Here is a 13,346-nt window from a genome sequence, read left to right on the forward strand (position 1 = left end):
GGTCGGGCAAGAGCGGCTACGTCAAGCAATCCAGCCTGGCCACGGCCCGCAGCCGCGAAGCCCAGAATGTCTGGACGCTGGGCGCGCAATACACCACCGGCCCGTTCACCGTCGGCCTGGGCTATCTGAACGCGCAGGACGCGGGCAGCCTGACCACCACCGGCAAGCTCAAGACCGAGCTGTACACCATCGGTGCCCGTTACGTCGTCGCCCCCGGCCTGTCGGTCGGTCCGGAATTCGACCACTTCAAGATCCGCTCCGACGTCGCTGGCAGCAACGACAAGGGCAACGTCTTCCTCGCCCGCACCGACCTCGCTTTCTAAGCGAACGGCGGTTTGAATCCCGGTCGGCCTCTTCGAGACGGGGGCCGACCGTGGCTGCGGTGCGCCGTACCCGCACCGCCGTTCACGCGTTTGACGGTCATTCTGGACTCGCGTGAACGCTTCATGGGGTTGGGCCGGTTCGCCGGGCCAGCCGTCTCATTCTGGTGTTGTCCTCCGACCTCTCGCGATTCTCCTGGGGAGAGGTTAGCCTTGCGGGCCGGGCGTTTCACGCCCGGCCTTTTTTTGCGCCGATCCACCCATACCGATCAACCAAGTGTGTGTTCGATCAGGATCTTGGTCCCCAGGCCGATCAGGGTGATGCCGCCCGCCAGTTCGGCCCAACGACCCATGCGGTTGCCCGCCGCCCGGCCGATCAGCACACCGCCAAAGGCCACGGCGAAGGTGACGACGCCGATCAGCAGCGAGGTCGTGACCATGTCCACGTCCACCAACGCCAACCCGGCCCCGACCGCCGCCGCGTCGATGCTGGTGGCGACCGCCGTGGTCAACAGGGCCAGCCATTCGGCGCGCCCGCTGCGGCCCGACGGGCCGCAATCGGCCTCGCCCTCCTCCTCCTCGCCGCCAAAGGCGTTGCGGATCATCGCCCCACCCACCAGCAGCAGCAAACCAAAGGCGATCCAGTGATCGACCGCCTCGACCAGCGAGGCAAAGGCGATGCCGACCGACCAGCCGATCAGCGGCATGGCGAATTGGCACAGGCCAAAGGCCACCCCGACCTTGACCGCTTCGGGCAGGCCGGGACGGCGCAGACAGGCCCCGCGCCCCAGCGCGGCGGCGAAGGAATCCATGGACAGGCTGAAGGCAAGCGCCAGAGAGGTACCGATCACAACGCAATCCCCGGCCAGTCGAATCGCAGTGGATTCAGACGGACTCCGGCTGGCCTTGCGGAGCGGTCTGAACCACTGGTCTCGCCGGGCCGATCCGGGTCGGATCGCTGCGCGCGCCATGGCGGATGCGGCCAAAGCCGACCCGTCCAAGTCTGTTGACGCGAACCCCTCCTGAAACCGGAGGGTGGCTACTCCCCAATGACGGGCAAACTCCTACAGGTTGCGGGGGCATTGGTCAACCGCTTTGACCAATCGGCACCGTCTCACCCCTCCGCATCCCGGCGGTGGGCGGGTTCGCCGCGCAGATAGGTGTGGGTGACGGCGCGGTCGTCGCCCAGGGTCATCAGGACGAACAGCTCCTCCTCCAGATCCCCGTCGATGGTCATCATGCGATGTCGCATAGCCGGGGTGGCCCGCGACTCGAGCACAACCAGATCGGCCCAGCGCCCCGGCTCCAACACGCCGATCTCGTCGGCCATGCCCAGCGCCTCCGCGTTGCCGCGCGTCATCAGATCGAAGGCGGCGAGCGCGGGCAGATTCTGGCCGCGCAGTTGCAACACCTTGTAAGCCTCCCCCGCCGTGCGCAGCATCGAATAGCTGGTTCCCCCGCCGACGTCGGTGGCGAGCGCGTGGCGCACCGGGCGGGCGGGGTTGGACAGGGCCGCGCGGTCGAACAGGCCGCTGCCGATGAACAGGTTGGAGGTCGGGCAGAAGACCGCCACCGATCCGCTTTCGGACAAGCGGGTCATTTCGGCTTCGGACAGGTGGATGCAGTGGCCGAACAGCGAGGTCGGCCCCAGCAGCCCGAAACGGTCGTAGACGTCGGTGTAATCGCGCGCGGTCGGGAACAGGCGGCGGACCGTGGCGATCTCGTCGTGGTTTTCCGACAGATGCGTCTGCATGTGGACGCCGGGATGCTCGCGCAGCAGCGTTCCCGCCGCCGCCAACTGCGCCTCGGTGGAGGTGATGGCAAAGCGCGGCGTCACCGCGTAGCGCTGCCGTCCGTGCCGGTGCCAACGGTCAATCAACGCCTTGCTGTCGGCATAGCCCCGCTCCGCCGTGTCGGTCAGGGCGGCGGGGGCGTGGCGGTCCATCATCACCTTTCCGGCGATCAACCCCGCGCCGCGCCGTTCGGCCTCGGTGAACAGCGCCTCGACCGATTGCGGGTGGACGGAGCCATAGGCCACCGCCGTCGTCGTGCCGTTGCGCAGCAGCTCATCCAGGAAGAACGCGGCCCCGGCGGCGGCGTGGTCGGGATCGGCGTATTTCTGCTCCTCGATGAAGGTGTAGGTTTCCAGCCAATCGAGCAGTTGCGCGCCGTAGGAGGCGATGACCTGCGTTTGCGGAAAATGAATGTGGGTGTCGATGAAGCCCGGCAGGATCAGGCCATCGGGATGATGGGCGACCGTCACCCCCGCCGGGACGCGGTCCTTGAGGTCGGCGTAGGCCCCCACCGCCGCGATCCGGCCATCAGCGATCAGCAGCAGACCATCGGGAATGTGGTCATAGCTGCTGGTGTCGCCCGGCTCGACCGGCGCGCGCCGGAAGCTGAGCAGACGCCCGCGCACGGCGGTGATGCGGGGCGGGGTGGCGGGCGAAGCGGCGTTGGTCACGGCAGCGGTCACAGCGGGGATTCCCAAGGCGCAAGGTCGGTCAGCGGGCGGTGTCGCCCGACCACGCCGCCAGCACGGCGCGTTCGTCGGGGGTCATACCGGTGATGTTGGCGGGGGGCATGGCGCGGCTCAACCCGGCCTGAACCCGGATCTGCTCGGCGTGGCGACGGATGGCGGCCGGGCTGTCCAGCGCCACGCCGCGCGGGGCGCTGGCGATGCCGTCCCACACCGGGGTTTCGGCGTGGCACATGCTGCACCGGGTTTGCACGATCTCCTCGACCTGCGCGACGGTGACGGGGGTGGGAAGCGCGCCCAGCCGGGTCCGGTCCGCCGGGCCGAAGCCGCTCAACCACACGGCGGCCAGCATCCCGGCGACGGCGACACCCCAGGTCCACCAGGGCGATGGCTTGCCCGCGTGCTGGCTGTTGAAGAAATGGCGGATCGCCGCCCCAACCACCAGCACCAACGCCACGATCACCCAATTGTAGCGGGTGGAGGTGACGAGCGGGTAATGGTTGGAGATCATCAGGAAGATGACCGGCAGCGTCAGGTAATTGTTGTGCAGAGAGCGCTGCTTGGCCTGTTTGCCCAGCGCCGGGTCCGCCGCCTCGCCGCGCATCAGGGCGGCGACCGTCTTGCGCTGGTTGGGGATGATGAGCATGAAGACGTTGGCCGCCATCATCGTCCCCATCAGCGCGCCCATTTGCAGCATCGCCCCGCGCCCGCTGTAGATCCGGGTCATCGCCCAGGCGGTCGCCACCAGCAGGACGAAGCCGGTCAGTGCCAGCGCCACGTCGTTGCGGCCCAGCGGCGATTTGCACAGGCTGTCATACGCCTTCCACCCCAGCAGCAGCAGCCCGGCGCTGAGGCCCACCGCCTGCCAGGGGGCGAGCGCCATCACATCCTGATCGATCAGGAACAGATCGGCCCCCCGGTAATACAGCACCACCATCAGGAAAAAGCCGCTCATCCAGGTGGCGTAGGATTCCCATTTGAACCATGTGAGGTCATCGGGCATGTGGGGCGGGACCACCATGTATTTGGTCATGTGGTAAAAACCGCCGCCGTGGATTTGCCAGGCGTCGCCCGCCGTGCCCGGCGGTGCCCCCTCACGCCGCTTCAGCGAGGCATCGAGGTGGATGAAGTAAAAGGACGATCCGATCCAGGCCACGGCGGTGATGACGTGCAGCCACCGCGCCACCGTGTTGATCCACTCCCACAGAATGGGTTCCATCGCGCACGCCCCCTTGTCAGCCCGGAGTGTCACCAGACTACGGGCATTTGCGGCGCGGGGGAAACCGGGAGTGGGTTTCCAACAGCTTCAAAGAATGCCGAAGAATGCGCTGGCGCGGTCACACCTGCGACCGGCTCGCAAAATTCCGCTGGACAGCGGGCGCGTGTCGGCGTAACGGTGTCATCGGTAAGTGAGTGAGTGCTCACTATTGATGGATTTCCCCCGTGACACCTCCTCTGACACCCCGCGTGACGCCCATGGCTCCCCGCCTCAACGCCGCCGCCCGGCGCAAAGCCATCCTCGACAGCGCGCTGCCGCTGTTCGCGGGCAAGGGTTTCGCCGCAACCACCACCAAGGAGATCGCGCAGGCCGCCGGCGTGTCGGAGGCGCTGATCTTCAAGCATTTCCCCTCCAAAGCCTCGCTGTACGAAGCGATCTTCCTGTCTTGCATCGACGACGATCCCGAATACGCCCGGCTCGTCGCCCTGCCCGCCTCCACCGCCACTCTGGCGCAGATGATCCAGGCGCTGGTTCGTCATTTCGTCATCGATCTGCCCGATGATGGCGAGGAACGGGCGCGTCATCGCCTGACGTTGCTGAGTCTTCTGGAAGATGGGGAGTTCATGCGGCTGGTGTATGACGGGTTGCGGGAGCGCTTTTTGCCCACTTTTGCCGCCGCCATCCGGGCCGCCGCCGCTGCGGGCGATCTGGTTCCGGGGCCGATCCTGGCCGACAACGCCCTGTGGCTGGCCGATCACCTGTGCATGGGCTTTGGCGCCACCTGTCTGAGCGGGCGCTCGCTGGTTCCCTACAACGGCGACCGCGCGGACTTGGCGCGGCAAGCCATCTGGTTCATCCTGCGTGGGCTTGGGATGCGCGACGAGGCGATCGCCGCGCAGGAAGCACACGCACGCTTTCCTTTTGCGCCTTTTGATCCCTTGCGCTCGCCCGACGCCGCGCAGGTCCACACCGATCCGATTCGGAGCAACTGACCGTGACCCTGGACAATTCCCCCAAAACCGAGACGTCGTTCGGCCATCCGGCGGCCTCTGTCGGCCATGCGGCGGGCGGCCCCGGCGAACGCCCGCCCGTGCGGCGCGGCGCGCTGGCGGTGCGGCTGATCATCACCCTCATCATTCTGGGCCTGCTCGGGGCCGGGCTGTATGGCTTCAACGCCTTCCGCGCCAAGGCCATCGCCGATTTCTTCGCCAACAACAAACCGCCGCCCACCCCGGTGGCGCTGGCCGAAGCGACCATGCAGACGGTGCCGAAATACCTGACCGCCATCGGCACGCTGGTCGCGTCCCGCCAAGTGACCGTCGCCCCGGAGGTTGCCGGGCGCGTCCTGCAGATCCCGTTCGAATCCGGGGCCACCGTCAAGGCGGGCGACCCGCTGGTGCAGTTGAACGACGCCACCGAACAGGCCGACCAGTTGGCCCAGCGCGCCCAGGCCCGTTTGGCCGAACTCAATCTGGACCGTTACCGCGACCTGCGGCGCAGCCAGGCCACGCCGCAAAGCAACGTCGACCAGTATCAGGCGCAGTTGGACGAGATCAACGCGAACATGAAGCGCACCCAGGCGCTGATCGCGCAAAAGCTGATCCGCGCGCCGTTCGACGGCCAGCTTGGCATTCGTCAGATCAACGTCGGCGACTACGTCACGGCGGGGGCGACCATCGTCACCCTGACCGATCTGGCCCAGCTCTACGTCAACTTCACCCTGCCGGAACAGGCGTTCCCCCGGCTGTCCATCGGCCAGAAGCTGCTGGTCAACGCCGATCCGTTCCCCGGCCGTGATTTCGACGCGACCATCACCACCATCGAACCGCAGGTCAGCGCCGACACCCGCGCGGTGAAGGTTCAGGCCACGCTCGACAACCGCGACCGGGCGCTGCGTCCCGGCATGTTCGCCAACGTGCGCGTCGTGCTGCCGCCGCAGCCCAACACCCTGACCGTGCCGGAAACCGCCATCGACTACACCGTCTACGGCGATTCCGTGTTCGTCGCGGTGAACCAGAAGACGCCCGACGGCAAGGATCAACTGGTGGTTCAGCGCAGCCCGGTGAAGGTCGGCGACCGCACGCAGAACCGGGTGGAAATCCGCGAAGGGTTGAAGCCGGGCGACCGCGTGGTCGTGTCGGGTCAGCTCAAGCTGGCGAACGGGGCGGCGGTGTCGGTGTCGGACAGCCCGACGCTGGTCCCCCCCGCCACCCTGCCGCAGAATTGAGGGCGGCGTCATGAGTTTCACTGATCTGTTCATCCGTCGCCCGATCCTGTCGGTGGTGGTCAGCCTGCTGATCCTGCTGATCGGGTTGCGCGCCCTGCTGGAAATGCCGATCCGGCAATACCCCCAGCTTCAGAACACCGTCATCACCATCACCACCAGCTACCCCGGCGCGTCGCCCGATCTGATGCAGGGCTTCATCGCCACGCCGATCGAACAGGCGGTGTCCTCGGCGGAGGGCATCAATTACCTGACCTCCTCCTCCACCCAGGGGCAGAGCGTCGTCACCGCCAACATCCGGTTGAACTTCGACCCCAACGTCGCGATGACCGACGTCATGGCCAAGGTCAATCAGGTCAAGTATCAGCTTCCCAAAGAGGCGAACGACCCGGTCATCCTGAAATCGACCGGCGAGACCACCTCGATCCTTTACATGGGCTTCTCCAGCACCGAACTGTCGGGCGCGGCGATTTCCGATTACCTGACCCGCGTCGTCCAACCCAATCTGGCGACGGTGGACGGGGTGGCCCGCGCCCAGATTCTCGGCGGCCAGACCTTTGCCATGCGGCTGTGGCTCGACCCGGTGCGGATGGCGGCGCGCGGCATCGCGGCGGCGGACGTGTCGGCGGCCATCGCCGCCAACAATTACCAGTCCGCCCCCGGCCAGACCAAGGGCATGTTCGTCATCACCAACGTCACCGCCAACACCGGCCTGACCGACGTGGAGCAGTTCCGCGACATGGTGGTGAAGGCCAAGGACGGCGCGCTGGTCCGCCTGCGCGACATCGGCACGGTGGAGTTGGGGGCGCAGAGCTTCAACGCCAGCGTCGCCATGAACGGCCAGGAGGCCATCTTCATCGGTGTCGACGCCACGCCGACCGGCAACCCGCTGAACATCGTCGCCGACATCCGCAAGATGGTCCCGGAGCTGCGGCGCAACCTGCCGCCCAACATGTCGATGGACATCGTGTATGACAGCACGCGCTTCATCCAATCCTCGATCGACGAGGTGGTGAAGACGCTGATCGAAGCGGTCGTCATCGTCATCGCCGTCATCTATCTGTTCCTCGGCTCCTTCCGCTCCGTGCTGATCCCGGTGGTGACGATCCCGCTGTCGATCATCGGGGCCTGCACCTTCATGCTGGCGCTGGGCTTCTCGATCAATCTGCTGACCCTGCTGGCGATGGTGCTGGCCATCGGGCTGGTGGTGGACGACGCCATCGTCGTGGTGGAAAACGTCCATCGCCATGTGGAAGAGGGCAAATCGCCGGTCGCCGCCGCCATCATCGGCGCGCGGGAGATCATCGGCCCGGTCATTTCGATGACCATCACGCTGGCCGCCGTCTACGCCCCCATCGGCTTCCTGGGCGGGTTGACCGGCGCGCTGTTCCGCGAATTCGCCTTCACACTCGCCGCGTCGGTCGTCGTGTCGGGCGTGGTCGCGCTCACCCTGTCGCCGATGATGTGCTCCATCATCCTGCGCGACCACAGCCACCAGGGCCGCTTCGCCGCCTTCCTCGACCGCTGCTTCAACCGGCTGTCGGACTGGTACATCCGTCGGCTGGACGGCATGTTGAACTACCGCGCGGCCACCCTGCTGTTCGCCGTCGGCGTTCTGATGAGCGTGGGCTATCTGTTCGCCAACACCATGAGCGAGTTGGCCCCGGAAGAGGATCAGGGCATCCTGTTCGGCATCTCCAAGGCCCCGCAATATTCGAACCTCGATTACATCACCAGCTTTGGCAAGGGGCTGGACGACACCTTCAAATCCTTCCCCGAGACCGACACCCGCTTCATCCTGACCGGCATGCCAACGCTCAACCAGGGCTTCGCCGGCATGATCCTGAAGCCGTGGGACGAGCGCACCCGCAGCGCCAAGGAGCTGCAACCGCTGGCCCAGGCGGAGTTGAACAAGATCACCGGCCTGAACGTCTTCCTGGTGTCGCCCCCGGCCCTACCCGGCTCCACCGGCGGCCTGCCGGTGCAGATGGTGATTTCCAGCTCCGGCGATTACCGCACCATCTATGACGCGATGGAGCGCATCAAGGACGCCGCCAACAAAAGCGGCATGTTCATCGTCACCGACAGCGATCTGCAATATGACAGCCCGGTGATCCGGCTGAAGATCGACCGCGCCAAGGCGGCGGATCTCGGCCTGTCGATGAAGTCGGTGGCCGACACGCTGGCGGTGATGGTCGGCGGCAACTACGTCAACCGCTTCAACCTGAACGGCCGGTCTTACGAGGTGATCCCCCAGGTGCCGCGCGCCCAGCGCCTGACGCCGGAGGATCTGACCAAATTCTACGTCACCACCGGATCGGGGGCGCAGATCCCGCTGTCCACCGTGGTGCGGATCGAAACGGCGACCGAACCGAACGCGCTGAACAAGTACAACCAGTTGCCCTCGGCCACCTTCTCCGCCGTGCCGATGCCGGGCGTCACCATGGGCCAGGCGGTGGATTTCCTGGAGGAGCAGGCGCGCACCCATCTGCCCGCCGGGTTCAACCACGCCTATCTGTCGGAATCGCGCCAGTATGTGACCGAAGGCAATCAGCTGGTCGTGACCTTCGCCTTTGCCTTGATCGTCATCTTCCTGGTGCTGGCCGCGCAGTTTGAATCGCTGCGCGACCCGCTGGTGATCCTGATTTCGGTGCCGATGTCGATCTGCGGCGCGCTGTTGCCGCTGTTCTTCGGCGTGGCGACGATGAACATCTACACCCAGGTGGGCTTGGTCACGCTGATCGGTCTCATCAGCAAGCACGGCATCTTGCTGGTGGAGTTCGCCCGCGAGATGCAGATCAACGAGGGGGTGGACCGCCGCACCGCGATCGAACACGCGGCCCGCGTCCGTCTGCGCCCGATCCTGATGACCACGGCGGCGATGGTGGTGGGTCTGGTCCCGCTGCTGACCGCCGCCGGGGCGGGTGCCGCCAGCCGCTTTTCCATCGGTCTGGTGATCGTGGCGGGCATGCTGATCGGGACGCTGTTCACCCTGTTCGTCCTGCCCGCCGTCTACACCGTGTTGGCCAAGGACCACCACGCGGCCACCCGCACGGCGCGGGCGGTGGAACTGTCCACCCTGTAACACCCCGCGCTGCAACATCATGACGGGAAAACCCCTGCCTCCCCCCGGAGGCAGGGGTTTTCCCTATCTTGCCTTCGACGTTGCGATCAGAGTGCGCCCCATCCAAACAAGCGCCAACAGCGTTGGAACGCACGCAGACAAACGCGCGCTTCAACGCCAAGACAAAAGTATGATGGCGCAACAGAGAATCCTTATACTTCACATTTCGAACAAAGATGAGGAAATTTACGGACCGAACACTTGACCGCATTTGTCGGGATTGGCCCACAGTTTTTCACACGGGCATGGCTCTACCGTTTCAGGGAATTCCGTGATACAAAATTGCCGCTTTGCGCTGCGGGGTTGCCAATCCTTCGCGCGGGGCGGTCGCCACCCTGCCGGAAAGCGTCTTGCCGATGTCCAAGCGTCCCCGTCTTCCCGTTGCCACGTTTCTGGCCGGTGCGCTGGCCATCCTGTGCAGCCTGTGGGCGATCCCGGGCCGCGCCCAGGACGCCGCCCCCTTCCGCATCGGCATCGCCCCGCACACCAGCGCACGCGTCATCATCGAACAGTACCAGCCGGTGCGCCGCGCGTTGGAGGCCGCCGTCGGCCAACCGGTGGAAATCATCACCGCGCCGGATTTCACCGTCTTCGCCCAACGGGCGCTGGAACAGGATTACGATCTGGCGATCACCACCGGCCATCAGGCCCAATTGCTGAAAAGCGATGCGGGCTACCGCCCGGTTCTGACCTACAAGGCCGATTTCCGCGCCGTGGTGGTGACGGCGGCGGGCAGCCCCTACACCAACGCCGAGTCGCTGCGCGGGACCACGGTGCTGGGCCTCAACCCGTCCTCGCTGGTCACGCTGTGGGGGCAGCAGTGGTTGAAGGACACCAACAAGATCACCGATGTGCAGATCCGCTACGTCAGCGCCGCCGACAGCGTGGCGCAGATTGTCCTGTCGGGCGACGCGTCCGCCGGATTCATGTCGCTCGCCAACCGGCACAAGCTGGCCCCGGAGGTTCAGGCCAAGCTGACCACCCTCGTCGAAAGCCCGGCGATGGCCGGGCGCGTCTATCTGCTGAACGCGCGCAAAGCCGCGCTGTTGCCGCGCATCCATGACGCGCTGCTCGCCTTCGGTGCGACCGCTGAGGGAAAAACCTACTTCGACACCAACGCGCTGGGCGGCTATCGTGAGATTTCCGACGCCGAACTGGCCACGATGGAGCCGTTGGCCGAGGAAGTGCGTCGCGTCCTTAAGGCCAAACCATGATCCTGTCGCGCCTGGCCCCCTGGAAGACTCTGCGGGGGCGCATGCTGGCCGCCGCCATGGCGGTGGAAACGGTGATGCTGACGCTGCTCGTCACCAACAGCGTCCGCCTGCTCTATGGCAGCCTCAGCGAACAGGCGCAGCTGCACGCCAATCAGGTCACGCCGATTCTGAACGCCGCATTGGTCGCCCCGCTGGCCCAGCGCGACTACGCCACGCTCCAGGCCGTGTTGGACGAAAGCCGTTCGGTCGGCGGGGTCGAGTATCTGGCGGTGAAGGACAGCACCGGGCGGCTGGTCGCCATCAGCGGCTGGAATCGCGACCGGCTGTTGCCGTCGCCGGAAACCAGCCTGACGCTGGAACCGAAGGCGGGAATCGTCCGTTTCGACGTGGCGGCCCCGGTGTCGTTGGCCGGGCAGAAATTGGGCAGCATCCAATTCGGCCTGGATCTTCAGCACATCGTCGCCGCGCGCAAGGATCTGCTGACCCAGGGCATCGCCATCGCCCTGTCGGAAATCCTGCTGTCGGCGGGGCTGCTGGCCTTGCTGGGCCTGTGGATGACCCGCCACCTGACCGCCCTGACGCGCGCCAGCGAACGGGTGGCGGCGGGCGATTACGCCCCGCCCGCCCTGCCGGAGGGCGACGACGACATCGGACGGCTGGGGGCGGCCTTCAACACCATGTCCCGCGCCATCGGCGAACGCGTCGATCAACTGACCGTCGCGCTGGACGAGCAGGAGGCGCTCGCCCGCGACGTGGAACAGGAGCGCGCCCGCCTGTCCGCCCTGCTGTCGGCGATGGATTTCGGCGTGCTGTTCGTCGGGCGCGACGGGCGGATCGCCTACGCCAACCCGGCCTTTGCCGTGCTGTTCGCGGTGGGTGGGACCCCGGTCGGCACCGCGCTGGCCGATGTGCTGGCCAACGCCGGGAACGGCCCGCGCGACACCGACGCGGCGGATCTGACCGCCATCGACTCCGACGAGCGGCGCGAGATGACGCTGACTGACGGGCGCATCGTCAGCTGGCACAATGTGCCGGTGCGCAGCGGGGCCGGGATGACCATCGGCAAGCTGTGGCTGTGCATCGACGTCACCGACAACCGTCTGGCCGCCCAGCAGCTCGTCCAGGCCAAGGAAAAGGCCGAGGCCGCCAGCCGGTCAAAGACGGAATTCCTGGCCACCGTCAGCCACGAGCTGCGCACGCCGATGAACGGGGTGCTGGGCAACCTCACCCTGCTGGGCGACGGCGATCTGAACGCCGAGGACAAGCGGCTGGCCGACGTCGCCCGCCGGTCGGCGGAAAGCCTGCTGCGCCTGCTGGACGACATTCTGGACCTGTCCAAGCTGGAGGCCCGCCGGATCGAGTTGGAGGAGGCCGATTGCGCCCCGGTCCAGCTGGTGGACAGCGTGCTGGACGTGCTGCGCCCGCGCGCCAACGAAAAGGGTCTGACCCTGACCGCGCGGATGATGCCGTCGGTCCCCGATGTCATCGTCACCGATCCGGCCCGGCTGCGGCAAATCCTGTTCAACCTGATCGGCAACGCGGTCAAATTCACCGAGGAGGGCTATGTCGCCGTGCGCGCCCGCCGGGGCGAGGAGCGCGACGGCGGGCGCTTCCTGCTGGAGTTCGAGGTGGAGGACAGCGGCATCGGCATCGCCCCCGATTCGGTGCCCGCCCTGTTCGACCGCTTCACCCAGGCCGACAGCTCGATCACCCGGCGCTATGGCGGGACCGGGCTGGGTCTGGCGATCTGCCGGGATCTGTGCGTGATGATGGGTGGAACCATCGGGGTGGAAACCGCGCCGGGCCGGGGCAGCGTCTTCCGCTTTTCCATCGTCGCGCGGATGGGCGACCCGTCGGCCCTGCGGGCGGTGGAGGTCGGCGTGGCCGCAGCGGCCCGCACCGCCGCCCTGCCGCCGCTGCGCGTGCTGGCGGTGGACGACATCGACGTCAACCGCGACATCGTGCGCGGGATCCTCGAACGGTCCCGCCACAGCGTGGCGTTGGCCGCCAACGGCCTGGACGCCGTGCGGATGGCGCGCGAGGAGGATTACGACATCATTCTGATGGACGTGCAGATGCCGGGGATGGATGGCCTGACCGCCACCCGCCGCATCCGCGACCTGCCCGGCCCGCGCGGCCGGGTGCCGATCATCGCGCTGACCGCCCACGCGTCGGGCAGTTCCCGCCCGGAATGCCTGTCGGCGGGCATGAACGGATTCGTCACCAAGCCCTTGCGCCCCGCCGCCCTGTTTGCTGAGATGGGCATGGTGCTGAACGGGGACAACAAGGCCGCTGAAGCGGACGCCGAAACCACCACGCCCGACGGCGTGACGGCGGATGCAACCGACATCGTCCCCCTCGGAGCACCCCTTATCGACACCGCCCCGACCGCCGCAGAAGAGCCGACCATGCCCCCCACCGCCACCACCCCCGACGCCGACCTGCTGGACCATGAGCAGATCGGCATCCTGATGGAGGTGCTGGAGGCGGAGGATTGGGACAGCTCCCTGTCCGGTTTTGCCGAAAACGGTCGCATCACCATCGACGCGCTGATCGCCCAGGCCAGCGCCGGGGAACCGCACAACCGCAGCGCCCACACCCTGAAAGGCATGTCGCTGAATCTCGGGGCCTTGGCGCTGGGCACGCTGGCCAAGGATCTGGAGCACGCGCCCGCCGCCGCCGTGCTGGACAACAGCGACCGGCTGACGGATCTGTTCGACCGCTCGCTGGTGGCGATGAAAGCGGCGGTGCGCCCGGCCGGATGAC

General features: G+C 66.7%; 9 protein-coding genes and 1 riboswitch. Of the genes, 6 read left to right on the forward strand and 3 right to left on the reverse strand.

Features of this window, described 5'->3' with window-relative positions:
- The coding region (locus EJ903_RS15075; RefSeq protein WP_126616873.1) for a porin at positions 1-323 on the forward strand (323 nt) is incomplete at its 5' end.
- A 266-nt stretch (positions 324-589) separates the two neighbouring features.
- Here EJ903_RS15075 and EJ903_RS15080 read toward each other — a convergent pair.
- The 3 genes from EJ903_RS15080 to EJ903_RS15090 all read right to left on the reverse strand — a co-directional run bounded on the left by EJ903_RS15080 (position 590) and on the right by EJ903_RS15090 (position 4,018).
- Complete coding sequence (locus EJ903_RS15080; protein ID WP_126617086.1) at positions 590-1,132, reverse strand: manganese efflux pump MntP; 543 nt, start codon at positions 1,130-1,132, stop codon at positions 590-592.
- Positions 1,133-1,231: 99 nt separating this feature from the next.
- Positions 1,232-1,380: riboswitch (yybP-ykoY riboswitch) on the reverse strand.
- Between the two features lie 54 nt (positions 1,381-1,434).
- Positions 1,435-2,796 carry a guanine deaminase gene (guaD, locus tag EJ903_RS15085; protein ID WP_246015599.1) on the reverse strand — a complete coding sequence of 454 codons (1,362 nt, stop codon included), beginning with the start codon at positions 2,794-2,796 and terminating at the stop codon, positions 1,435-1,437.
- A gap of 28 nt (positions 2,797-2,824) precedes the next feature.
- The gene (locus EJ903_RS15090) at positions 2,825-4,018 is read right to left on the reverse strand and encodes a urate hydroxylase PuuD (protein WP_126616875.1); all 1,194 of its coding nucleotides are present in this window, start codon (positions 4,016-4,018) and stop codon (positions 2,825-2,827) included.
- 224 nt (positions 4,019-4,242) lie between these two features.
- On the opposite strand from EJ903_RS15090, the gene EJ903_RS15095 reads away from it, so the two are divergent.
- The 5 genes from EJ903_RS15095 (at position 4,243) to EJ903_RS15115 (ending at position 13,345) form a co-directional block, all read left to right on the forward strand.
- The gene (locus EJ903_RS15095) at positions 4,243-5,010 is read left to right on the forward strand and encodes a TetR/AcrR family transcriptional regulator (protein WP_246015601.1); all 768 of its coding nucleotides are present in this window, start codon (positions 4,243-4,245) and stop codon (positions 5,008-5,010) included.
- 2 nt (positions 5,011-5,012) lie between these two features.
- Positions 5,013-6,245, forward strand: a complete 1,233-nt coding sequence (locus tag EJ903_RS15100) for an efflux RND transporter periplasmic adaptor subunit (RefSeq protein WP_246015603.1) — start codon at positions 5,013-5,015, stop codon at positions 6,243-6,245.
- 10 nt (positions 6,246-6,255) lie between these two features.
- Positions 6,256-9,327 (forward strand): MexW/MexI family multidrug efflux RND transporter permease subunit, encoded by a 3,072-nt coding sequence (locus EJ903_RS15105; RefSeq protein ID WP_126616877.1) that lies wholly within the window; start codon positions 6,256-6,258, stop codon positions 9,325-9,327.
- 395 nt (positions 9,328-9,722) lie between these two features.
- Complete coding sequence (locus tag EJ903_RS15110) at positions 9,723-10,580, forward strand: phosphate/phosphite/phosphonate ABC transporter substrate-binding protein (protein ID WP_126616879.1); 858 nt, start codon at positions 9,723-9,725, stop codon at positions 10,578-10,580.
- Positions 10,577-13,345, forward strand: a complete 2,769-nt coding sequence (locus EJ903_RS15115) for a response regulator (protein WP_126616881.1) — start codon at positions 10,577-10,579, stop codon at positions 13,343-13,345. The genes EJ903_RS15110 and EJ903_RS15115 overlap by 4 nt, the downstream gene beginning before the upstream one ends.
- Position 13,346 lies beyond the last annotated feature (1 nt).

It is taken from the genome of Azospirillum griseum, assembly GCF_003966125.1.
Taxonomy (GTDB): Bacteria; Pseudomonadota; Alphaproteobacteria; order Azospirillales; family Azospirillaceae; genus Azospirillum; species Azospirillum griseum.